Source organism: Pseudoflavonifractor hominis (assembly GCF_014288125.1).
Lineage (GTDB): Bacteria > Bacillota > Clostridia > Oscillospirales > Oscillospiraceae > Pseudoflavonifractor_A > Pseudoflavonifractor_A gallinarum.
Map to the genome: position 1 here is coordinate 34,473 of NZ_JACOPR010000002.1, position 23,942 is coordinate 58,414.

General features: G+C 58.3%; 20 protein-coding genes. 11 read left to right on the forward strand and 9 right to left on the reverse strand.

The genetic code is table 11. The annotated features are described in order from the left end of the window. Window positions 1-2 precede the first annotated feature (2 nt). Window positions 3-1,193 carry a molybdopterin molybdotransferase MoeA gene (locus tag H8S34_RS02795; protein WP_186962976.1) on the forward strand — a complete coding sequence of 397 codons (1,191 nt, stop codon included), beginning with the start codon at window positions 3-5 and terminating at the stop codon, window positions 1,191-1,193. 304 nt (window positions 1,194-1,497) lie between these two features. Beyond that, on the forward strand, window positions 1,498-3,045 hold the full coding sequence (locus H8S34_RS02800; RefSeq protein ID WP_186962977.1) for a recombinase family protein: 1,548 nt from the start codon (window positions 1,498-1,500) through the stop codon (window positions 3,043-3,045). A 71-nt stretch (window positions 3,046-3,116) separates the two neighbouring features. Here the strand turns inward: H8S34_RS02800 and trpB are convergent, their stop codons facing one another. Continuing rightward, window positions 3,117-4,319, reverse strand: a complete 1,203-nt coding sequence (gene trpB / locus H8S34_RS02805) for a tryptophan synthase subunit beta (RefSeq protein WP_101692650.1) — start codon at window positions 4,317-4,319, stop codon at window positions 3,117-3,119. Window positions 4,320-4,878: 559 nt separating this feature from the next. Between trpB and H8S34_RS02810 the strand changes: the two genes are divergently transcribed. Further along, window positions 4,879-7,032 (forward strand): 5'-nucleotidase C-terminal domain-containing protein, encoded by a 2,154-nt coding sequence (locus H8S34_RS02810; RefSeq protein WP_186962978.1) that lies wholly within the window; start codon window positions 4,879-4,881, stop codon window positions 7,030-7,032. 89 nt (window positions 7,033-7,121) lie between these two features. On the opposite strand, the gene H8S34_RS02815 is transcribed toward H8S34_RS02810, so the two are convergent. Next, on the reverse strand, window positions 7,122-7,709 hold the full coding sequence (locus H8S34_RS02815; RefSeq protein WP_145996840.1) for a TetR/AcrR family transcriptional regulator: 588 nt from the start codon (window positions 7,707-7,709) through the stop codon (window positions 7,122-7,124). A 236-nt stretch (window positions 7,710-7,945) separates the two neighbouring features. Between H8S34_RS02815 and H8S34_RS02820 the strand changes: the two genes are divergently transcribed. The 8 genes from H8S34_RS02820 to H8S34_RS02855 all read left to right on the forward strand — a co-directional run bounded on the left by H8S34_RS02820 (window position 7,946) and on the right by H8S34_RS02855 (window position 17,648). Next, on the forward strand, window positions 7,946-9,346 hold the full coding sequence (locus H8S34_RS02820) for an amidohydrolase family protein (RefSeq protein WP_186962979.1): 1,401 nt from the start codon (window positions 7,946-7,948) through the stop codon (window positions 9,344-9,346). A gap of 45 nt (window positions 9,347-9,391) precedes the next feature. Further along, window positions 9,392-10,732, forward strand: coding sequence for a uracil-xanthine permease family protein (locus H8S34_RS02825; protein WP_186962980.1), 1,341 nt, complete (start codon window positions 9,392-9,394; stop codon window positions 10,730-10,732). A gap of 380 nt (window positions 10,733-11,112) precedes the next feature. Then, window positions 11,113-12,657 carry an ABC transporter substrate-binding protein gene (locus H8S34_RS02830; RefSeq protein WP_180956791.1) on the forward strand — a complete coding sequence of 515 codons (1,545 nt, stop codon included), beginning with the start codon at window positions 11,113-11,115 and terminating at the stop codon, window positions 12,655-12,657. 72 nt (window positions 12,658-12,729) lie between these two features. Continuing rightward, on the forward strand, window positions 12,730-13,656 hold the full coding sequence (nikB, locus tag H8S34_RS02835) for a nickel ABC transporter permease (RefSeq protein ID WP_186962981.1): 927 nt from the start codon (window positions 12,730-12,732) through the stop codon (window positions 13,654-13,656). Between the two features lie 14 nt (window positions 13,657-13,670). Next, window positions 13,671-14,576 carry an ABC transporter permease gene (locus tag H8S34_RS02840; protein ID WP_101692209.1) on the forward strand — a complete coding sequence of 302 codons (906 nt, stop codon included), beginning with the start codon at window positions 13,671-13,673 and terminating at the stop codon, window positions 14,574-14,576. 16 nt (window positions 14,577-14,592) lie between these two features. Continuing rightward, window positions 14,593-15,600, forward strand: coding sequence for an ABC transporter ATP-binding protein (locus H8S34_RS02845; RefSeq protein ID WP_101692210.1), 1,008 nt, complete (start codon window positions 14,593-14,595; stop codon window positions 15,598-15,600). Then, the gene (locus H8S34_RS02850) at window positions 15,593-16,582 is read left to right on the forward strand and encodes an ABC transporter ATP-binding protein (protein WP_101692211.1); all 990 of its coding nucleotides are present in this window, start codon (window positions 15,593-15,595) and stop codon (window positions 16,580-16,582) included. The genes H8S34_RS02845 and H8S34_RS02850 overlap by 8 nt, the downstream gene beginning before the upstream one ends. Window positions 16,583-16,607: 25 nt before the next feature. Beyond that, window positions 16,608-17,648 carry a M42 family metallopeptidase gene (locus H8S34_RS02855; protein ID WP_186962982.1) on the forward strand — a complete coding sequence of 347 codons (1,041 nt, stop codon included), beginning with the start codon at window positions 16,608-16,610 and terminating at the stop codon, window positions 17,646-17,648. Between the two features lie 72 nt (window positions 17,649-17,720). Here the strand turns inward: H8S34_RS02855 and H8S34_RS02860 are convergent, their stop codons facing one another. The 7 genes from H8S34_RS02860 to H8S34_RS02890 form a co-directional block, all read right to left on the reverse strand. After that, on the reverse strand, window positions 17,721-18,152 hold the full coding sequence (locus H8S34_RS02860) for a hypothetical protein (protein WP_101692213.1): 432 nt from the start codon (window positions 18,150-18,152) through the stop codon (window positions 17,721-17,723). A 196-nt stretch (window positions 18,153-18,348) separates the two neighbouring features. Then, a complete protein-coding gene (locus tag H8S34_RS02865) occupies window positions 18,349-19,686 on the reverse strand; it encodes a winged helix-turn-helix transcriptional regulator (RefSeq protein WP_186962983.1) in 1,338 nt (445 codons plus the stop codon). 18 nt (window positions 19,687-19,704) lie between these two features. After that, on the reverse strand, window positions 19,705-20,316 hold the full coding sequence (locus tag H8S34_RS02870; RefSeq protein WP_186962984.1) for a UbiX family flavin prenyltransferase: 612 nt from the start codon (window positions 20,314-20,316) through the stop codon (window positions 19,705-19,707). A 43-nt stretch (window positions 20,317-20,359) separates the two neighbouring features. Beyond that, window positions 20,360-21,688 (reverse strand): UbiD family decarboxylase, encoded by a 1,329-nt coding sequence (locus H8S34_RS02875; RefSeq protein ID WP_186962985.1) that lies wholly within the window; start codon window positions 21,686-21,688, stop codon window positions 20,360-20,362. A 25-nt stretch (window positions 21,689-21,713) separates the two neighbouring features. Further along, complete coding sequence (locus tag H8S34_RS02880; RefSeq protein ID WP_186962986.1) at window positions 21,714-22,343, reverse strand: flavodoxin family protein; 630 nt, start codon at window positions 22,341-22,343, stop codon at window positions 21,714-21,716. 34 nt (window positions 22,344-22,377) lie between these two features. Continuing rightward, window positions 22,378-23,013 (reverse strand): YczE/YyaS/YitT family protein, encoded by a 636-nt coding sequence (locus tag H8S34_RS02885; protein WP_243207894.1) that lies wholly within the window; start codon window positions 23,011-23,013, stop codon window positions 22,378-22,380. Window positions 23,014-23,611: 598 nt separating this feature from the next. After that, complete coding sequence (locus H8S34_RS02890; protein ID WP_186962987.1) at window positions 23,612-23,860, reverse strand: hypothetical protein; 249 nt, start codon at window positions 23,858-23,860, stop codon at window positions 23,612-23,614. Window positions 23,861-23,942: the final 82 nt, after the last annotated feature.

A 23,942-nucleotide genomic window follows, 5' to 3' on the forward strand; every position in this document is an offset into this window, starting at 1 on the left:
CCATGTCCCCACTGCCCACCCGCGCCCACGTTCTGGAGACCTTGTTCCAGCACTGGGCCCCCATCGCCCGGAGCGAGACCATCCCCACGATCCAGGCCCTGGGCCGGGTCCCCGTTCAGGACCTGTATGCCCAGGTATCCATCCCGGTGGTCCGGGCAGCCGCCATGGACGGCGTGGCCGTCGCTTCCTCCCGCTTCTGCGCGGGGATCCCGGACATGTCCCACTGGAAGCTCGGGGAAGACTTCTGCCGCGCCGACACCGGCGACGACTTTGACGATCACTTTGACGCGGTCATCCCCATTGAGCAGGTGGAATTCCCGCCCGAAGGAGGGCTCCGTCTCCATGACATCTCCTCGGTCCAACCCGGAGACCGGGTCCGGCCCTGCGGCAGCACCATACGGGAAGGGCAGCTTCTGGTCCCAAAGCACCGGCAGCTGCGCCCCTTTGACCTGGCCAGCCTGGCCATGGGCGGCATAGACCAGGTGGAAGTCTTTGCAAAGCCAAAGGTCGCCTTTCTTCCCACCGGCAGCGAACTGATCCCCCTGGGGGCCGCCGTGAAGCGCGGGTGCGACATTGACAGCAACAGCATCCTGGCCCACAACCTCCTCCGGGAGATGGGGGCCGAACCGCTGTGTTATCCCATCGTACCGGACCGTCCGGAGAATGTGGCGGCTGCTCTGGACCGGGCGCTGGAGGAGGCCGACGTGGTACTCCTCAACGGCGGCTCTTCCAAAGGGGAAGAGGATTTCAACGCCCGCCTGCTGGAGGAGCGTGGCTCAGCGCTGTTCCACTGGGTGGCCGCCGCGCCTGGAAAACCCATGTGCGTGGCTCTCATTGGAAATAAACCGGTGATCAATCTGCCCGGGCCTCCCCTGGCGGTACTCTACGGGATGGACTGGTGCATCCGCGCCATCGTGCACCGGCTGCTCCACACACCTCTTCCCCGGCGGCAGACGGTCCCGGCCACTCTCACCGAGCCCATCCAGGCCCCCAGCGATATGGAGATCCTCTGTATGATGGAGCTCTGGCACACCCCCTCCGGCTACCAGGCCAAGCAGAAGCCCTGGCGGGGTGGCAGTGTGGCCGACGCCCTTGGGGCGGGCGCCATCTTTATCACCGAGTTGGGCCGGGGCCCTTACCAGCCTGGCGAGACGCTGGAGGTCACGCTGCTGCGCGGTCTGGAAGATTTCTAAGCGAACCGTTCGCATTTCTAAGAAGCATACCAATGGTTTGCGACACACGGAGACGGCCCCGGGTCAAAACCCGAGGCCGTCTTTTACTCATACTATTCCGCCCTTTTCCCGCATAGGCTACCAGAGAGATTTACGGAAAAGGAGGAAGCCATATGTCCACCCAGACAGCCCCGCCACGCCTCCCGGAGACTTGGCACATCTCCCGCCGATTTGCGGGGGACCGCTCCCCGGAGGCCGTGGTCCAGGCCCTGCTCCGGGCCCATATGAAATAGCCCCATATCCACCTGCGAAAGGAGGGACGGCCGTGCGCACATGGAATACGGCTGGGTATCTGCGCCTCTCCCGGGAGGATGGCGACAAGAGCGAAAGCGACAGCATCGCCCATCAGCGCCGTCTCCTAGAACAGTACCTGGCGGAGCATCCCGAGCTCCGCCTGATCGATTTTTACCAGGATGACGGCTACACCGGCACCCATTTTGACCGTCCCTCCTTCCGCCGCATGGAGGAGGACATGGCCGCCGGAATCATCGACTGCATCCTGGTCAAGGACCTCTCCCGGTTCGGGCGGGACTACATCGAGGTGGGGCGCTATCTGGAAAAGGAATTCCCCGCCCGTGGGGTGCGCTTCATCGCCGTCAACGACGGGGTGGACAGCGAACAGGGGCGCTACGACATGCTCCTGCCCATCAAAAACCTCTTCAACACCCAGTATGCCAAGGACATCTCGGACAAGGTCCGCTCCACCATCCGCTCCAAGCAGCGACGGGGGGAGTTTATCGGGGCCTTTCCCAGCTATGGCTACCGGAAAGACCCCAGGAACCACAACCATCTGGAGATCGATCCCCCCGCCGCCTGTGTGGTCCAGCGGATCTTTGATCTCTGCGAGGCGGGGCTCGGACAGCTCAAGATCGCCAAGACCCTCAACGCGGAGCACATCCCAAGCCCCAGCGAGTATAAGCGTCTCTCCGGTGAGCGCTACCACAACGGGCGCAGGATGGATCAGACCACCTACTGGACCTACGCCACCGTCCACCGTATCCTGCAAAACCAGATGTACCTGGGCAACATGGAGCAGGGCCGCAGCGAGCGTCCCGGCATGCACGGGAAGGCCCGCCAGCGGCAGCGGGCGGAGTGGATCGTGGTCCCCGGCACCCATGAACCCATCATCTCCCGGGAGCAGTGGGAGCGGGTCCAGAGCCTGCTTCAAAAGCGCACCCGGCAGCTGAGCTTTGAGCAAAACCAAAGCCCCTTTGCCGGTTTTCTCCGCTGCGGCGCCTGTGGACGGGCCATGGTAAAGACCCGGCGCCCCGGCGGGCTCTCTTACAGCTGCGGCTCCTATAAGCGCTATGGACCCACTGTCTGCACCAGGCACAGCATCTCTCACGCCGTGCTGGAGCAGATCGTTCTGGAGGATCTCAACCGCCTGCTCTCCTCTGCGGGGGACCTCAACATCCTCGCCCAGCGGTCGGTTGCCGGTCTGCCCCACTCCTCCGGCGGTCCTCCGGAGGGGGAGCGGCTGGAATCCGCTCTCCAGCGTCTGCGCCGGCTGAAAAAATCCGCCTATGAGGATTACCGGGACGGCCTGCTCAGCCGGGTGGACTATCTGGCCTATCAGGCGGACTATGAAGCACAGATCCAGGCCCTGACCCGCCAGCTCGCCCAGCTCGCCCGGGAGCAGAAAGACGATCCCCTCCGCCGGCCCTGGGTGGACGCCCTGCTCCGGCAGGGGAAACTCACCGAGCTGGACCGGGTCACCGTGGCCGAGACCATCCGGGAAATCCGGGTCTTTCCAGATCATCAGCTTGAGATTACATACACCTTTGCCGACGATGCGGGGCTGTTATCCGGGTAAGCTTTCATCCTGTCCTTCCGACAAAAATGGGGGCGCGCCAATCGGTATTGGCGCGCCCCTGTTCCATTCTTTTATCGGATTCCGTACTTTTCAATGATATAGTCCATGTCCTTGTCTCCGCGGCCGGACAGGTTGATGAGGACCGAGCCCTTCCCCATGGTCTTGGCCAGCTTCATGCCATAGGCCACCGCATGGGCGCTCTCAATGGCGGGGATGATGCCCTCCAGCCGGGAGAGGGTGAAGAAGGCGTCGATGGTCTCCTCATCGTTGACCACGTCGTACTTGACCCGTCCCAGATCGTGGAGGAAGGCGTGCTCCGGTCCGGAGGAGGGATAGTCCAGTCCGCTGGCCACCGAGTAGACCGGCGCCGGCTCCCCGTTGGCGTCCTTGAGCATGAGGCTGTTGAACCCGTGCATGATGCCCTCGCTGCCGTAGGAGAGGCTGGCCGCGTGATCGCCCAGGGCGGAGCCCCGGCCCAGCGGCTCTACCCCGTAGATGTCCACCGGGTCATTGAGGAAGCCGGCAAACATGCCCATGGCGTTGGAGCCGCCGCCCACGCAGGCCACCACCGCGTCGGGCAGCTCGCCCGTCATCTCCAGGAACTGCTCTCTGGCCTCAATGCCCACCACAGCCTGGAAATCCCGCACCATCATGGGGAAGGGGTGGGGGCCCACCACGGAGCCGATGCAGTAGATGGCGTCCCGGTACTCCCGGCAGTAGGCGTCAAAGGCGGCGTCCACCGCTTCCTTCAGGGTCTGAAGCCCGTGGGTGACCTCGATCACATTGGCGCCCAGGATCTTCATACGCGCCACATTGGGAGCCTGCTTCTGGATGTCCACCGCGCCCATATAGATGTCGCACTCCAGCCCGAAGTAGGCCGCGGCCGTGGCCAGGGCCACTCCGTGCTGTCCGGCGCCGGTCTCGGCGATGACCTTTTTCTTGCCCATATACTTGGCCAGCAGCGCCTCGCCCATGCAGTGGTTGAGCTTGTGGGCTCCCGTGTGGTTCAGGTCCTCCCGCTTGACATACAGCTGCACATTGCCCAGCGTGCCCGAGAGCCGCTCCAGGTAGGAGACCGGCGTGGGTCTGCCCTGAAACTCCCGGCGGATGCGCCGCAGCTCACTGACAAACTTGCTGGACTTGCAGATGGTGAAGTAGGCCTGGGTGATCTCATCCATGGCCGCCTGGAGCTCGGCAGGAATATAGGAGCCGCCATATTTCCCATAAAACCCTTTTTCATCCGGGTACTGCTTGAAATAAGTATCAAATTCCACCTGATTGAATTTCATGTTCTTCTCCTCCTGACGTATTTCATATCGTTCCGGCATGTTGTCCCGGATGTTTTCCGAAAAAACAAAAACGTCCCTGACAGAACCAACTCTTCTGCCAAGGACGAATCATAGCGCTATCATCCGCGGTGCCACCTTGTATTCACGGGTCATCCCCGCACACTCCATAGGATATCAACATATCCCCGGCAACTAACGTATGCCACACGTTGCGGATACTCCGGAGTCTCCCGTTTCCCCACACCCTCTGCGGTCCATTTGACAGCCTGTGTCCTGCCTGCTTTCCAGCCCCGCAGGCTCTCTGTGAGGGCATGACTGCCGTTATCTCCGCTTCATCGGTTTAGTTTATTAAATTTTTTGCATTATATCATCCCACACGTTCTTTGTCAAGTATTCCTGGCCGCCTTCCCGTCCGTCGTCCCAATTTTTCGTCCTCTTTTCTTTCCTTACACATTCATTACGTCCGCCTCTCTTGCACAGCGTTTGATTCCTTGCTATACTTAATTTGTTCTTATACGAAAATTTTGAGATGAGGAGCATGATTATGAAAAAGATGCGCATTCTCCCCCTGTCTCTGGCCCTGAGCCTTGCGGTCTCCATACCCGCCTCTGCGGCCTCTCTGAGCGATGTCTCCGGCCCCTACGCCCAGAGCATCGACAACCTTGTCCAGCGCGGTGTGCTCCAGGGTGACGGCACCGGTTCCTACCGCCCGGAGGAGGCCCTGACCCGTTCGGCTGCCGCCTCTATGCTCTACAATGCCTTCTGCCTGGTCCCGGTCTTTTCCATGGAAGCCCCCGCGCCCGAGGCCGGCGAGGACGGCACCATCCCGGAGCCTACCACCAAAGCCTTTTACTCCACTTCCACCACGGTAGCCACACTGGATGCCGCCCTTATACCCGCCGCTCCCGATGCCGTGGGTACTTGGGCTGAGACTGTGGCCAATACGGTGCTGGAGGCCCGCCTGATGGAGCAGATCGACGGCTCCTTCCAGGGGGACAAGACCATGACCCGGACCGAGTTTGCCCTGGCCGTGATGAAGGCGGTCTACGGTGCGGACAAGGAGATGGACTTCCTGGCCCAGGGCCAGGCGGACGGACTGCTCCCGGAAGGCCTCACTCTGGATGATACCGTCATGACCCGCGGCGAGGCGGCTCTGCTGCTGGATACCGCCATCCAGGACCTGACCATCCTTACCACCATGTCCACCTCGGATATCCACGGCAATATGGTCCCCTACACGCCTTCCGGCTCCCGGATCCAGGTGGGCGGTTCGGCCCGGGCTGCCTGGCTCTTTGACGAGGCAAAGCGCCGCAACCCCAACACCCTGATCATTGACGGAGGCGACTCCCCCTACAACACCGATCTGGCCAATATTTCGCTGGGCAAGTCCAGTGTGGACGTTATGAACGCCCAGGGCTACGACGCCACGGTGCTGGGAAACCACGACTTCGACTACTCCTTTGAGAATCTGCTCTCCCTGGCGGACCGTGCGGAATACGCCATGCTCTCCGCCAATACCTTCTGGAAGGACGGCACCTATCCCGAGCAGTTTGATCCCTATATCATCAAGGAAGTGGGCGGCCTAAAGGTGGCCATCGTGGGTCTCACCGACGACGGCAGCAAGGCCACCACCCACTACTCCAACACCCAGGACATCGACTTCCATGACCAGTGGGAAGTGGGCCAGGAGACCGTCACCAAGGCCAGCGCCGAGTCGGATGTGGTCATCCTTCTCTCCCATCTCCACAGCCATAACAACACCGTCCCCACCAAGATCGATGGAATTGATCTGGAGATCGGCGGCGGAAACGACATCTTCGGCCGTCCTCTGAACATTGAGGACACCGTGGTGGTGAATCCCGGCGGCGTAGGCACCTGCGTTAACCAGACCAACCTGAACATCAAGGACGGCGAGGTTCTGGGTTATACCTTCAATCAGATCATCCTCTCCTCCGACGTGCCTGAGGACCCCGAGGTCAAGGCCATCCTGGAGGACTATCAGGCCGACCTGGATGCCCAGATGGACGTGGTCATCGGACAGTGCGCCTCTGACATTGCCTGGTCCAGCCCCCTGGTGCGCACCCAGGAGAGCCCCCTGGGCAACCTGTCCGCCGACGCCCTGCGCGATTACTGTGACGCCGACATCGCCATTCAGAATGGCGGCGGTATCCGTGCCGGCCTCACCGCAGGCGATGTGACCGTGGGCGACGTGTTTGCCATGCTCCCCTTTGACAACAAGGTCACGCTGGTGGAGGTCACCGGTCAGACCGTGTGGGACGCCCTGGAGAACGGCGTGGACGGATATCCCACCACCAACGGCAAGTTCCCCCAGGTCTCGGGCATCAAGTACACCTTTGACGGTTCCAAGCCCGCGGGCGAGCGCATCGTCTCTGTGACGCTGGAGGACGGAACTCCGCTGGATCTCAATGCCTGGTATACCCTGGCCTGCAATGACTTCATGTGCGGCGGCGGAGATGGCTACACTATGCTCAACGTCCTCAATCCCGAAAACGGCGAGGGACACAACGGGGAAATGGCAACCCAGGATCTGCCCGGCTGTAAGCTGATCAACCGTACCAACGACTATTACCGCAATGTGGTCAGCGAGTACATCAAGGCGCAGGGCTCCATTGCTCCGGCTCTGGATGGCCGCATCACCATCCTCAATCCCCAGGAGGGCAGCGGCGCTCTGAACTGATTCTTTCCCGCCCTTCCCATCATCCAACCTCTTGAAATAGACGGGCCCCCGCAGTGCTTGCTCACTGCGGGGGGCCCGTTTTTCAATTTCTATTTGATGAGGGACGGACCATAGTCCGCTTCGATTTTTCCGATCACCATATCCAGGCACTGCGAAAAATATCGATCCAGGGATACGCCATCTCCATTCAGATACTGCATGGAGGCTCCCATCATCAGGGATATCAGCGTGTAGGAGAGATCCTTGGCATACTCCGCTTCCATCTGCGGATAAAATTCCAGCATGCTCTCCACCAGATGCCCTCTCCAGTGGTCAAAGGAGCGGCGGAAATCCTGCTTGACCGTCTCATCCGACTGGCCCAAAAGCCAAAAATCAAACTGGACCTTGTCATAGCGGGGCTGCTCCAGAATGAGCGCCTTCTTCTGCTCAAAAAAGACCGCCAGCCGCTCCCGCAGGGAATGGGTCTCCTGCAGCATAAGCCCGCTGCGTTCCTGGTCAAACCGGTCCTGTATCTCCGCCAGCAGGGCCAGAAGCAGATCATGCTTTGTCTTGAAATGGTAATGCAGATTGGACGCGGCCATGCCCGCCTCCTCCGCAATCAGATGCATCCGGGTCCCGCTGATGGAATATTTGGCCATCACCCGGAGGGCCGCATCCAAAATACGCTGTTCCTGCAAAGTACGAGGCACATCGTTCACCCTTTTCTCAGTAAAATCTATCTCTTAAAAATTATAGAAAGAAACGGGGCACTTTGCAAGGCTCCCGTCTCCCCCGGCTCCCATTCGGCTTTTTGTATAATTTTTTATCCTATTTTTTCTCTAAAATAGTCAATTGACCAAAGCGCACAAGGGGCGTATGATGATAGCAAGAAATTCGACTGACTAATCAGTCAGTATTTTGAGGAGGCAATGCCATGCCGCGCACCCTGATCAAACATGCCGACTGGATCCTTACCATGGATCCCAAGGGTACCCGCTACCGAAATGCGGATCTGCTGCTGGAGGATAACCAGATTTTAGAGATCGGTCCCAACCTGGACGCCGGCCCCGGGCCCGTCCAGGTGATTGACGCCACAGGGAAAATCATCACTCCTGGCTTTGTCAATACCCACCACCACACCTTCCAGTCCCTGGTGCGCAATATCCACATTGCAAATGGTCTGAAGCTGGAGCCGTGGCTCATGGTGGTCTATGATATTTTCCGTGAGATCAATCCAGAGTTGGTCCGCGCCGGGGCCCTCGTGGGCCTGGGAGACCTTCTGAAAACAGGCTGTACCACCTCTTCGGACCATATGTATGTCCATCCCCAGGGCACTCAGCGGCTGACCGATGTGGAGATCGAAGCGGCCGCAGAGCTGGGCATCCGGTTCCATCCCACCCGGGGCGGCATCACCATTGGCCGCTCCCAGGGCTGCGGCCATGTACCCGACGATCTGGTGGAGTCCGCCGATGACATCGTCGCGGATGCGGAGCGGCTCATCGATACCTACCATGACACCAGCCGCTTCTCCATGTGTCAGATCGGCCTCTCCCTGTGCTGGCCCCCCTTTGAAACCGATGAGATCGTGCAGCGGCTGCGGGACCTGGCCCTGAAGCGGAACGTGCAGTGTCACACCCACCTGGGCGAGAGCCAGGGTGAGCTGGCCATCTCCATGGAGCGGCACGGCTGCCGCCCGGTGGAATATATGCGCCGGATGGGCTGGTTCGGCAAGCAGTTCTACTTTGCCCACTGCGTCCAGCTCACCGACGAGGAGGTCCGCCTCTTTGCCGACACCGGAACGGGCATCGCCCACTGCCCCAACTCCAATATGTTCCTCAGCTCCGGCGTGTGCCGTGTCCCCGATTTTCTGGAGGCAGGCGCGGCCATCGGCCTGGGCGTCGACGGAGCCGCCAGCAACAACGCCTCCAACATGATGGGCGAGATCCGCAACTGCTATCTGGTCAACCAGCTGAAATGGGGCAGCCGGGCTCCCTCGGCCGAGCAGGTGCTCCGGATGGCCACCGCCGGCGGCGCACAGGTGCTGGGCCGGGACGACATCGGCTACCTGGCCCCCGGCATGGCGGCCGATCTGGTCCTCTTTGACTGGAGTCAATTCTCCTATGCCGGCGGACAGAATGACCCGGCGGCCTGTATCGTGCTCAGCGGCGATCCGCGCATGGTGGATACCGTTCTGGTCAACGGCAAGGTGGTGGTGGAGCACGGTACTCTCACGACCATTCCGGAACGGGAGGCCGCACACTGGATCCGCAAGGCCACCCGCAGCATGCTGGAGCGCGCCTCCGTGCGTCAGCCCGCTCTGAGAGACGATTTATAAGGTTTATCAAATCCATAGGGAGAAAGCAAAAGGAGGAAATTCTGTATGAACCACAAGGCGCCGCGTACTTATGAACTGAACGAAAAGCCCCCTGTTCCCGAGTTGATTCCTCTGTGTCTTCAGCACGTCCTTCTCTTCCTGGCCAGTACCCTGGCTATTCCTCTCATCATCGGTTCCAGCCTGGGCTTCTCCAGCGCGGAGATCACCCTCATGCTCCAGTGCAGCATCTTTATTGCCGGCGTAGGCACCATCCTTCAGTCTCTGGGCGTGGGGCCGGTGGGTAACCGCCTGCCCATCATTCTGGGCGCCACCTTTACCTTCGTGACACCCGCCATCGCCATCTCCCAGGCCTATGGCTTCCCCGCCTTCATCGGCGCCAGCCTGGTATGCGGTGTGGCCGTGGCCCTCTTCGGTGCGGTCAGCGTCAAATTTATCCGCAAGGTCTTCCCCCCTGTGGCCATGGGCTGTGTCATCATGGTGATCGGCCTCACTCTGGTCAGCGTCGCTGTGGGGTACTGTGCCGGCGGCAGCGACAGCCCCACCTACGGAAGCCTGCAAAACTACGGTGTGGCCCTCTTCACGCTGGTTATCGTCATTGTACTCAATGCCTGGGGAAAGGGCTTTGTAAAAGGCGCCTCTGTCCTGATCGCCCTGATTGCCGGGTTCCTGCTCTCCGCTGCGCTGGGCATGGTGGACTTCTCCTCTCTGAATGAGTCCTCCTGGTTCTCCCTGCCCCAGCCCCTCCACTTCGGCATCTCCTTCAAGCTGCCCGCCATCATCATCATGGCCCTGCTGACTCTGGTCAATCTGGTGGAGTTCCTGGGCGACACCTCCACCGTGGCCTTTATTGCGGCCAACCGCGTGGCCACCAAAGAAGACCTCTCCCGCGGTGTGGTCTGTGACGGCGTCGCCAGCATTCTGGGCGCCCTCTTCAACTCCACCCCCACCATCTCTTACAGCGGCAACATCGGCCTCATCGGCGTGACCGGCGTCAAGAGCCGCTATGTAGTGGCCGCGGCCGGCGGATTTATGGTGGTGCTGGGCTTCATTCCCAAGCTCGCCGCCTTCCTCTCCCTCATCCCCACCCCGGTCATCGGCGGAGCCACCCTGGTGGTCTTCGGCAGCATCGCCGCAAACGGCCTGAAGATGCTGGGACAGCAGCAGCTCTCAGAGCGGGATATGCTCCTCATCGCTGTGTCTCTGGCCATTGGTCTCGGCTTCAGCGCCACACCGACTGCTCTGGCCGACTATCCCTTCTATGTCTCCGCCCTCATCAACGGCATCCCCGGAACGGCTTTCTCCGCCATTCTGCTCAACCTGATCCTTCCCAAGGACAAGGCTGTCCCTGCCGTATCTGAGGAGAATACACAGGTGGAGAGCAAGTAAGAAGCCATATCTCCAACCATCGACAATCTTTTTACAAAAACAACGAGGTCGGATCCGCTTGGACATCCGCTCCCCGTTGTTTTTGTTTTTTCACGCTCACTTTGCATGTTATCCGAATTTTTTATGCAAAAAATTTCCACTTATATAAGGTATGGTTACCCGTTCTCCATGGCTGGCAAAATATTGCGCATGTTCTCTTTGATTCTTCCTGCAAAAATATTGTCTTTTGGGTGTAATATGATATAATTAGTTTTATCATATTCTTTTTCACAGTAGTGTGTGCTGTGGCAAGGCCTGTCCGTTTTAAAATGTAGTCCGGCTCCCACAGAGTTTCACGGTATGTTGTGAAGAGAAATTGTCGCGAAAAGAAGGGAGATATTATGAAAAGACCAACTCTGAAGAAAACCGTTAGCCTCGCATTGGCCTGCGTCCTCAGCCTGTCCCTGCTGGCCGGCTGCGGCTCCTCCGGTTCCGGAGACAACTCCGACAAGACCGTGATGACCATCGGCATCAGCTCTGACCTGTCTTCTCTGGACCCCCATCTGCAGAACGATACCGCCTCCGGCTACGCTACCCGCCATATTTACAGCACCCTGGTCCTGCTGGACGAGACCACGAACGAGTTCGTGGGCGATCTGGCCGAGAGCTGGGAGGCCGTTGACGATGTGACCTATAACTTCAAGCTGAAGGAGGGCGTCACCTTCCATAACGGCGACACCCTCACCTCCGAGGACGTCAAGTTCTCTCTGGAGCGCCAGAAAGAGTCCGCCAAGGTTGGACATCTGGTCTCCATGATCGAGTCTGTGGAAGTGGTGGACGATCTCAACTTCGTCATCCACCTCAACTCTCCCAGCAACGCGCTGATCTCCTCCCTGGCCCACATGGGCTCCGCCATTCTGGACAAGACCTACACCGAGGAGCTGGAGGCCAGCGGCAAGACTCTGGCCGACGCCCCCATGGGTACCGGTCAGTATACCTTCAAGGAGTGGGTCCCCGGCGCCTCCTTTGAGCTGACCAAGTATGATAACTACTTTGATCCCGAGCGTGCCGCTCAGAACGACGGCCTGATCTTCAAGATCATCCCCGAGGAGACCTCCCGTACCATCGCTCTGGAGAACGGCGAGATCGACGTGATGCTCAATGTGCCCGCCAATGACGCCGACCGCATCCGTGAGAGCGAGAGCCTGGCTCTGGATGAGTTCGGTTCTACCCGCAGCGAGTTCCTGCTCTTCAACGTTACCAAGGCTCCCTTCGACAATGTGAAGGTCCGTCAGGCCATGAACTACGCCATCAACAAGGACGACGTTCTCACCGCCATGGTCAACGGCGCCGGCAAGACCACCAACGAGTACTTCAACTCTGCCGCCATCGGCTATGAGGAAGTGGACGGCATCTACACCTACGATCCCGCCAAGGCCAAGGAGCTGCTGGCGGAGGCCGGCTACGGCGACGGCTTCACCTTCACCTGCTACCTGGCCGGCGATGCCCGCAACCGCGCCGCCACCGTCATCCAGGCCAACCTCCAGGAGATCGGCGTGACCATGAACATCGAGATGATGGAGTCCGCCACCTTCTATGAGCGCACCGGCAAGGGTGAGCATCAGGCTGCCATCAGCGGCTGGATTGCCAACGCCGAGCCCGACAACACCTACCGTCCTCTGTTCACCTCTTACAGCGTGGGTGACGGCGGCAACCGCTCCTTCTACAGCAACCCCGAGGTGGACGCCCTGGTGGATGACGCCGCGGTCAACCCCGATCCCGCTGCGGTCAGCGCCGACCACAAGCAGATCCTGGAGATCCTGGTCAACGACGCCATCTGGGTGCCCCTCAACGAGTGGACCGGCATGGTGGCCCGTCAGGCCAACCTGCAGGGCATCGGTCTCTCCGCCATCGGCATGGAGCGCTTCGAGGGCCTGCACTACTAATCTTTCTTCCAACTGCACGCTGCATGGGCAAAGGCTTCGGCCTTTGCCCATGCTTAAAGGAGTCAGACAACTATGTATAAATATGTGTTGAAACGACTGCTGATGCTGATTCCCGTCATCATTGGTGTGTCGTTTCTGGTATTTTTTATTATGTCCCTGTCTCCCGGTGATCCCGCCCGTACTATCCTCGGCGAGACAGCCCCGATTGAGGCCGTGGAGGCCCTGCGGGAGGAGCTGGGCCTGAACGACCCCGTTCTCAAGCGCTATGTGGACTATATGGGCGGACTGCTCCACGGAGATATGGGGACCTCCTACAAGTCCAACCGACCCGTCTTTGATGAGATCATGGGCCGCTTCCCCGCCACGCTGAAGCTCTCCCTCTGGGGTATGCTCTTCGCTGTGGCGCTCTCCATTCCCATCGGTATCATATCCGCCACCAAACAATATTCGTTGGTAGACGGAGTGAGTATGGTGGGCGCCTTGCTGGGTGTGGCCACACCTAACTTCTGGCTGGGCCTCATCCTGATCATCGTCTTTTCTCTGAATTTGAAATGGTTCCCATCGGGTGGTATGGACGGGTGGAAAACCTATATCATGCCCGTGATCACCCTGGGTACCGGATGTATGGCCAGCATTACCCGTACCACCCGTTCCTCCATGCTGGAGGTCATCCGTCAGGATTACATCCGCACTGCCCGGGCCAAGGGCGTCAAGCAGCGTGTGGTCATTACCCGTCATGCCCTGCGCAATGCCCTGATCCCCGTCATCACGGTCATCGGCCTTCAGTTCGGTTACCTGCTGGGCGGCGCTGTGCTGACCGAGACCGTCTTCTCCTGGCCCGGCGTGGGTACCTATCTGGTCAACAGCATCAAGGCCAAGGATACCCCCTCGGTGATGGGCTGCGTGATCGTGTTCTCCATCGCCTTCAGTATTGTCAACCTGTTGGTGGATCTGCTCTATGCCTTCGTGGATCCCCGCATCAAGTCCAAGTATAAGTAAGGGAGGTGCAGACAATGAAACATACTCATGTAAGCCAGGCGGACTCCGCCTCCCTTCAGCCCGCTAAGAAAAAGAGCAGCATGGCGGCCGAAGTATGGATGCGTCTGTGCCGAAATAAGATGGCCATGATCGGTCTGGCCATCCTTCTGGTCCTGGTCTTTTGTGCGATTTTTGCCAATCAGCTGGCCGATTATGAGACCCTGGTCATCAAGCAGGATATGTCCATCCGCCTTCAGGGGCCCAGTGCAGAGCACTGGCTGGGCACCGATGAGTACGGCCGCGACATCCTGGCCCGTCTCATCCACGGCTCCCGGATCTCTCTGGTGGTCGGCCTGGTCTCGGTGAGCATCTCCCTGGTGGTGGGCGGACTGTGCGGCGCACTGGCCGGCTACTACGGCGGCATCATTGATAACGTCATCATGCGCGTGATGGATGTTCTTCTGGCTGTCCCCAGCATCCTGCTGTCCATCACCATCGTGGCCGCGTTCGGTACCAATCTGTTTAACGTTATGGTGGCCATCGGTATGTCCAGTGTGCCAGGCTATGCCCGTATCGTCCGCGCGGCCGTGCTGAGCATCAAGGATCAGGAGTTCGTGGAATCCAGCCGCTCCATTGGTACCGGCACCCTCCGCATCATTCTCCAGGAGATCATCCCCAACTGCCTGGCTCCCATCATCGTACAGGCCACGCTGGGTGTCGCCAGCGCCATCCTGTCCACGGCATCTCTGAGCTTTATCGGTCTCGGCGTGCAGCAGCCGGTGCCCGAGTGGGGCGCCATGCTCTCCGGCGGCCGTACCTTCATGCGCGACGCCATCCATCTGACGGTGTTCCCCGGTCTGGCCATCGTGATCACGGTCCTGGCCCTGAATTTGTTGGGCGACGGTCTGCGGGATGCCCTCGATCCCAGACTGAAGCAGTAAGGGAGGACAATGAGACATGCAAGAAAAAGAGTATAGCGTCCAGATCCGGGATTTGTCGGTTCAGTTTTCCACCACCGACGGCGTGGTCCACGCCATCAACGGCATCGATCTGGACATTGAAAAGGGCAAGACTCTGGGCCTGGTAGGCGAGACCGGAGCCGGTAAGACCACCACCGCCCTGAGCATCCTCCGCCTGATTCCCGATCCCCCCGGAGAGATCACCGGAGGCACCATCCTTCTGGATGGAAAAAACATCTTTGAGTACTCCCTTCAGGAGATGGAGGATATCCGCGGTGACTATGTGTCTATGATCTTCCAGGACCCCATGACCTCCCTGAACCCGGTCATGTCCGTGGGAGAGCAGATCGCCGAGGTCATCCTGCTCCACCAGAAGGTCAATAAAAAGGAAGCCATGGTCCGCGCCCAGGAGATGCTGGAGCTGGTCGGTATCCCCGGCGAGCGCGCCTCGGAATATCCTCACCAGTTCTCCGGCGGCATGAAGCAGCGTGTGGTCATCGCCATGGCCCTGGCCTGCAATCCCAACCTGCTCATCGCCGACGAGCCCACAACCGCTCTGGATGTGACCATCCAGGCGCAGGTGCTGGACCTGATGCAGAAGCTGCGTGAGAAATACGGCACCTCCATGCTGATGATTACCCACGACCTTGGCATTGTGGCCGAGGTCTGCGACGAGGTGAGCATCATGTACGCCGGCTACATCGTGGAGCACGGCACGCTGGAGGACATCTTCGATCACACGGCCCATCCCTATACCAAGGGTCTCTTCGATTCTCTGCCCAATATCAAGCGGCGCAACGAGGAGCTCAAGCCCATTCCCGGCCTGATGCCCGATCCCACCGATCTTCCCAGCGGCTGCCCCTTCCATCCCCGCTGCAGCCACTGCCAGGAAATCTGCAAGACCCGTATGCCCCAGATCACCCAGCTCTCGGACACCCATACCGTCCGCTGTCTGGCCTATGAGCCCGATGCGGGAGTCACATTAGGAGGTGCGGACCATGTCTGATGTCATTTTGGAGGTACGCAACCTCAAAAAATATTTCCCCACCAAGAAGGGACAGCTCCATGCGGTGGACGACATTTCCTTCACCCTGGAGCGGGGCAAGACCCTGGGTGTCGTGGGTGAGTCCGGCTGCGGCAAGTCCACCACCGGTCGCGCTATCCTCCGCCTGCAGGACCCCACCAGCGGTCAGGTCCTCTTCCAGGGGAAGGATATCACCAAATTCTCCACCCACGAGATGCGCAATCTCCGCACGGAGATGCAGATGATCTTCCAGGACCCCTTTGCCTCTCTGAACCCCCGCAAGTCGGTCAGCGAGATCATCGCCGCCCCCCTGCGTCTGCACAAGCTGTGCAAAAACAAGCAGGAGCTGGAGCGCCGGGTCATCAGCCTGATGGAGACCGTGGGTCTGAGCCAGCGTCTGATGAACACCTATCCCCATGAGCTGGACGGCGGCCGCCGTCAGCGCATCGGCATTGCCCGCGCGCTGGCCATGGACCCCTCCTTCATCGTCTGTGACGAGCCGGTATCCGCTCTGGACGTTTCCATCCAGGCTCAGATCCTGAACCTGCTGAAAAAACTCCAGCATGAGCGCGGACTGACCTACATGTTCATTACCCACGATCTGTCGGTGGTCAACTATTTCTCCGACAACATCATGGTCATGTATCTGGGCAAGATGGTGGAGTACGCCCCCAGTGAGGAGCTCTTCGCCTCCCCCACGCATCCCTACACCAAGGCCCTGCTTTCGGCCATCCCGGTGCCTGACATCCACCATAAGAAGGAGCGTATCCTCCTCCAGGGCGAGATCAGCTCTCCCATCGACCCCAAGCCCGGCTGCCGCTTCGCGCCCCGCTGCGCCTATGCCCGTCCCGAGTGCTTCGAGGTAGAGCCCAAGGTCTATCAGGTCAGCCCCCGGCACAAGGTAGCCTGCCATCTGTGCGCCGACCAGGGGCTGCCTCTGGCGGAATCTTCTCAGGGAAACTAAATGGAATTCCAGGAGGAACTGTAACATGGAACTTCAGATCGACACGCAATACATTCTGGACACCTTCCGCACGCTGGTCAACACGCCCAGCCCCGTGGGCTATTACCGGGAGATCAATCCCGTCGTGGCCCAGATGGCCAAAGAGCTGGGCTATGAGGTGACCTACGACAACCGCAATACGGTCTACATCACGGTAGATGGCCAGGACAACAGCAAAACCGTTATGATCGGTGGCCACCTGGATACCCTGGGCTTCATTGTCCGCCGGATCGATGACGACGGTATGATCCGCATCCGCAATCTGGGCGGCGTCAGCCACACCAGCATGGAGAGCGAGACCGTCACCGTTCACACCCGCGACGGACGCAAATATACCGGCATCTACACCTGTCAGTCCCACTCGGTCCACGTCTTTGACGACGCCCGTACCCTGGAGCGCAATGAGCAGAATATGATGATCCTGCTGGATCAGCCCATCAAATCGCGCCAGGATGTGCTGGATCTGGGCATCCGTCACGGCGACATGGTCTCCTTTGAGCCCCACTGCACGGTGACCGATAACGGCTACCTCAAGTCCCGCTTCATCGACGATAAGGGCGCTGTAGCCTGTATCTTCGCCATGCTCAAGTATCTGACCGAGCACAATCTGAAACCCAAGTACCGCACCCTGCTGGCCTTCCCCCACTACGAGGAGATCGGCCACGGCGGCTCCTATGTTCCCCCCGAGGTGGAGGAATTTGTGGCCATCGACATCGGTCTGATCGGTCCGGACTATGAGGGCAATGAGTTCAATGTGTCCATCTGCTGCAAGGACGCCTTCTCCCCCTATGACTACGACCTGACCAGCCGCCTCATTGAGACCGCCGAGCGCATCGGCTGTGACTACGCGGTGGATATCTTCTACCACTACGGCACGGACGCCAGCATTGCGCTCAAGTCGGGCAACAATGTCCGGGTTGCGGCCTTCGGCATGCCGGTCTATTGCAGCCATGCCGTGGAGCGCACCCATGTGAAGAGCCTGGAGAATACCACCAAGCTTCTGGTGGGATATGCTCTCGGACTGTAAGAGTGATTGCTAAGGGCCGGGTCCCCTCCGTACATAGCAGAGGGGACCCGGCCCTTTTCTATTGTTCCGGCACTATACCGGAACCACATCAATCTTCATTTTAAATTTCGCTTTGCAGCAGGATTCATAAACCGCACAGGTGGAAAAGTACTTGGACCCAGCGCTGACCGGAATCCTGGCCCGTTCCGACAGTCCGCCATCCACTGGCAGATACCCAAAATACTTCATGATATGCTTGATCATCCGCCCAATGTTCTGCCGCGCCACCGCATTTTTATTGCTCCCCATGACGCACACCGGAAAGTTCGAAGTGTCATCAAAGCGGTTCTCCAACTCCTGGACGATGGGTGTCAGTGCCGGCAGACCCATATCAGAGGCTACCAGCATCCGGTTGACCACGTCAGGAGAGGTGAGAAACTCCATCACCTCCTCCACTCCCTTGACTTCCTGGTGAATATCCAGAATTTTGGTGCTTTGCAAAAAGTCTTGCGTGATGATATTCATAAGCGCGCTCCCTTCTAACAAATCATTTTGCATTGTTTTAATGTAATTTTTAAGCATATTAAAACATATCATTTATTTGATGTCAAGCATCTTCCCCGTGTTCCATCGCTTTTTTTCGCTACGCGTCATAAAAAGATCTCCAGGAGACCACAACTGCAGTCTCCTGGAGATCTTTTTAAACTCTTTTTGTCTCGTCTCAATGAATTCGGTCTGTATTCTCTGCCGCTGCGCGGCCGTAGACCTGCTCCGGACGTCCACGGCCGGCCGCCCGGTGCATATCCACCACCTGTAAAATTCCGGTCTGGGTCATGGCCTTGAGAAAATAGTTGGCGCTGCGCCGGGTGATTTCCAAACGCTCCGCCAGCTCCTGGGAGGTCAGGCGGCCGTTCGGCATGGCGCCCAGCACTTCCAGCACCCGGTTGATGGTGGCCTGTGAGATCCCCGCGTGGCTGGACATATAGGAGAACACGGACGGCGATGGTGGAGCGGCTTCCCCTCCGCCCAGAGGACCAATGAGGACATCCTGCTCATTGACCAGATAGCTCCCCCCCGATACCTCGGATTCCCGGGTGGCCGTAATGGCATTGAGACGGGCCTGATAGATTCCCTGCCCGATCCCATAGCCCACAAAGATCCGGAAGTCCAGCCGCGCATTCAAAAAGGCGCTGAGCTCACACACGGTATATTCCCGGGTGCACTGGGCCACCGTCTTTCGGTCGGTGAGGATATCCACTCCAAAGTGGCTGCGGCGGAAGAGCATGTCCTCCGCCTTGCTTCCAAAATAGTCCATCAGGCTCTGCTGGAGCTGAAGCAGCCGTTGCTCATAGAGGCTTTCCACCGTATAGGCCGGATTGGGCATCCACAGATTCACATGGATCTCGGCCGCCTGGTAGTCCTGGAGCTGGCGCATCTCGATCTCCCGCTGGGCCTGGGCGCAGGCGGAGCGGATGCTGTCGATGCTGGGAAACGGATAAAAAATCTGTACTCCCCGCTGCCGCAGCATCGGGAGCAGGCCGCTGTACCGGGTGATGATCCGTTCAAACTGCCCGGTCTCCCATACCTCCAGCAGCTTTTGGAACTGCCGGTATTCCCCCCGCAGGAATTCCTCCGGGGTCTGCTCCCGTCCGGCGTCCATGCTCACCGAGAGTGGGATTCCGTGGTCCTCTGTGAGAAAGCTCGGAATGCTCAGGTGAAGCTCATCCAGAAAATCGGCGTAGATCCTCTGAAAGTCCAGATCGGGCTGCTCCTGCTTGAGCCGCCAGAAGAGCCGGTGGACCTCTGCGTCGTTGATCCCCATGGGGACCACCACCCGCCGGTCCCGGGGAAACATGTGCCGGAAAGCGCTGCCGAATCGGTTGCCGCTGGTGATCACGCCATCCACTTCCCGCGGAATCTGCCGGAAAAACCCGTCGATCTCCTCAAAGGGATGGTAGGCATAGATGGAGAAGATTGCGTCCATCCGCAGCTGGGGCAGGACCCGCTCCAGATGCGGCTTCACATATTCCGTGGTGATAAATGCGATCTTATGGCGCATCCTCTTCCCCTCTTCCGGTCAATCGATCCCCTCCCAGCGGCGGATGCTGTCGTCGGACCGCCCCAGCTGGTCCAGGAGCCGCCCGGCAAAGAAGTCGGCCAACTCCTCCAGGGAGGAAGGAGCATGGTAGAAGGACGGGCAGGCCGGCATGATGACCGCGCCGCACTGGGAGAGGGTGAGCATATTTTGCAGGTGGATGGTGCTGAAGGGGGTCTCCCGGACCGCCAGGACCAGCTTTCCCCGCTCCTTGAGCACCACGTCGGCAGCCCGCTCCAGCAGATTGTGGGAAGAGCCGTGGGCAATGGCGGAGAGGGTGCCCATGGAACAGGGCACCACCACCATTCCGTCGGTCCGGAAGGAGCCGCTGGCGATCCGGGCGCCGATGGCGTGGATATCGTAGTACCGCAGCTCCTCTCCGCACTGGAAGCGGCTGCGCAGCGCGGCCTGGATCTCCTCGGGCGCGGCCCCCTCCGGCCACTGCCAGGGCAGCTCCTCCCGCACGACGATCTGTCCGGCCCGGGTCAGGCAGAGATGGACCTCACACCCGGCCTTCAGCAGCCGCCGGATCACCGCCTCGGCATAGAGCGAGCCGCTGGCCCCTGTGATCCCTACGATATACCTTCCGCCCATACGGACTCTCCCTTCTCCCGCGGCTCCGGTCCGGACCGGCCGCTTATACGTACTGACTCAAATCGACCTTGGGATAGCGCACCCGCTCCAGGCAGCGGCTCTCCTCATTCAGCGTGGCGTCAATGCCCATCTTGGTCTGCACGCCCCGCTCGTCGGAGCAGGGATCCAGCTCATGCCCCTGGGCATTGGGCACGTAGAAAATGTCCCGCTCGGGCACCACCCGGTTGGACACCGCCCACATCACGTCGGCCGGGTTATAGATATCCACATCCTCATCCACCACGATGACATTCTTGATGTTCACATAGGTCATCATGGCCGCCAGCGCCACATTTTTGGGCTCGCCGGGGTTCTTCTTCCGCAGGCGGACCAGGGCCAAAAATCCAGATCCATAGGGCGGAATGTGGACATCCAGCACGCCGCTGCTCACATAGCTGGTGAATTTCTTCAGCAGGGGCTCACGGGGAAGCACATTGCCCAGGTTGATGTGCTCAAAGGAGGCGCCGTTGATGGTCTGATAGATGGGATCAGCGCAGTGGGTGATGGCGGTCACATGGATGACCGGGCTGTTCCAGGGGGCACTGTAATGTCCGGTGAACTCACCCAGGGGGCCCTCCAGCTCTCTGGTGTTGGGGAGGATCTCACCCTCGATGACGAACTGGGACTCGGCGGGTACATAGATGTCGTTGGTGATGCATTTGACCACCTGCATGGGCCGGCCCCGGATGGCTCCGGCGATCTCCATCTCGTCCCCGTCGTAGCGCAGTCCGGCGCCCACATAGACCACTGGGTCGGCGCCGATGGAGATGGCGATGGGAAGGGGCTTGCCCTCCGCCTCAGCCTCATTGTAGAACTCCTTGAGATGCCGCCACTCGTTGATCATGATGCTGATCTTATCCTTGCCCTTCACATGCATTCGCTGGAAGGAGAGGTTCTGACGGGTCCCGTGGAGCTCCTTGGATACGATGACGCCACCGGTGATGATGGGGCCGCCATCCTTGGGTGCATGGACCGGAACCGGCAGCTTGGTGACGTCCACCTGGTCCCCCGTCTGGATGTAGGCCTGGCAGGGCGCACTCTCCACGATCTGAGGCTTGATGGGACGGTCCAGGCATTTGGCCAGGAAATCCGTGATCTCCTCTTTTTCACAGCCCAGGGCCACCGCGATGCTGTCCATGGACCCCAGGAGGTTGCCGCACACACCGAATTGCTTGTCCTTCACATGGGGAAAATAGCCCGCCCGTCCGCTGGGTTCCAGCGTGGCGATGAGGGAACCGATCTCGTGGTTCCAGTCCACTTCCTTCTCGGTGGTAAAGAGCAGGTCCCGCTCCTTCAGGGCCTGGAGAAATGTTTTGAGATCATGCACTTCCACAGTCTCGTCACTCCTGTTCTTTTTATTATTGGTCGGCCGCACAAGCCAAGGCTTTCTTTCCGTATTCTCGAATCAGAGCCATATCCGCCAGCTTATCGGCCAATTTCAAAACACCGTTCATACCGGGCTGGTCCATTTCCACGCCGTCAGGACCTTTGTCCTGGGACCAGACAAATCCGCCCGCGTATCCATAAACCTCATTGCACACAATATTGATCCCGCGGGCCATCATCATGGCAAGCAGATTATTTACCGCCATCTCCTCGCCGCCATTGCGTGTTCCGCCTACCGCCAGGGCCGAGCCGAGCTTATCCCGCATCAGCTCCGGATACACGTGGAACAGGGGCCGCATGCGGCTGAAGAATGCTGCAATCTGGGGGGTGGAGCTGTAACAATATACGGGAGAACCAATCAAATAGGCGTCTGCTGCCATAAACTTTTCGAGCAGCTCCTGGCAATCATCCTGAATACAGCACCAAGTTTTATTTTTCTTACAGTATCCGCATCCGTTACAGGGCGCAATTTTTTTCCCGCGCACGGTAATGAATTCTGTTTCTATGCCCTCTCGTCCCTCCAGATGCTCCAGCGCCTTTTTCAGGACATATTCTGTGGCTTGATTACGCGGACTTCCGCAGACTGCCAAAATCTTAGCCATGATAAAAAATTTCCTTTCTGTATTGTATCACAAATCATGCTGCAGTGGACATCTGCTTTTTCTCAGGCAGAGCTGCAAGCGCATTGGTAAGAGGCCGGACCAGTTTCGAAATTTGGCCAATGCAAATTGCCGCAATGACCGTGCCCTCCCGCACGCCTACCACTTTATGCAAAAACAAAAGGGAAACAAGAACCGCCAGGATAACCAAGCTCACATCCACGGCAGACTTGGCATTTCCCCACTTCAATCCCGTCCGATTTGCCAAAATGCCAATAAACGCATCTCCCGGCATCAGCAGGACATTTGCGGATACCATAAGAGAAATACTCAACGCAAATACAATGCATCCAATCGCCAAAATAAGCAGCTGCATGGGGTAACTGCTTGGGACCAGGTTTGCCACCAGCATCATATTGAGATCCACTGCCACGCTGAGGAAGAAGGTCGGAATCAGCTGTATCAGCTTTACCGGATGAAACGACTTGGGTTCTAACACAAATTCACCGACAAAAAAGGCGAAATTAAGGAAGAATGTATATGTTCCCAGTGAAATGGGAGCGTATACATAGGTCATGACATTGGTCAGACTGCTCATGGGAGACGTGCCTGTTTGAGATTTGATAATGATGGCAATGCCAGTCCCCATAAGAAAAATTCCGGCAGCCAACATGAGAAAGTGTAACGGGTGCTTTTTTTGCTCATTTTACAGCCCTCTTTTTTACTCATTTGATTCACATTTTATCTGGAGCGAACATATTACACAGATGAAACCAGATACCCAATTCTTTTGCAGATGGTGCTTTTTTGCTCTAGAACCATAGAATGCGGTCCTAAAACTTTGCGTACACATCCCTGTGCCAAGCAACGGTTTTGTGATGCCACTTTTTAAAGCATCATGGCAAAATCATTCTGAATAATGTCTTTAAACCGTTTCAAAGAATACGGCGCTATTCCTCCTTATTCTATAGCTGGTATGAAATCCTCGAGGCTGATGCAAGTATATGGCTTCTATATTCATTAAGTCAATATTGCCTTTTATAATTGCTTTATCTTTGTATAAGCATACAATTTAGTCGGGTTAAAAAGTTTCTTTCCCTTTCCCTGCACGTATTTAAGGAACATTTAAAGAAGTATCTTTGTATGCTTTTTCCAGTTCTCTTATTTGTAAAACTATGCTCGGACAAGGGATCTATCCTCCAATCTTATCCCAATAATTTACATTTTCTTTCCTCATGTCAGATCTATTCTGCGCATAGAGGAAGCTCCTTCTATGGACTATTGCTCTGACCATTAAGATCCCTGCCTTCCAGGCGCCGCTCTCTTCCATCACCCCAGGCTGCGTCGAAAGAAATGGAGAGCATCTTCTGATCCCGCTCCACACAGTAAATGGGCAGCTCCCGCTCCGAGGCCGCCACGCCTACGACCGCCGGATGGTTGACCGTTACGAACATGGCCACCGCCACCGCCAAACAACCTGCTGCCGCCAGGATCTTTCGCTTTAAAATAATACATTTCATGATAAAACCCTCCCTCATAACCATTGTCGTCCTATCCATATGCAGTAAAACACGCTCCCATGTACTCACCTTCTTTTGTCCC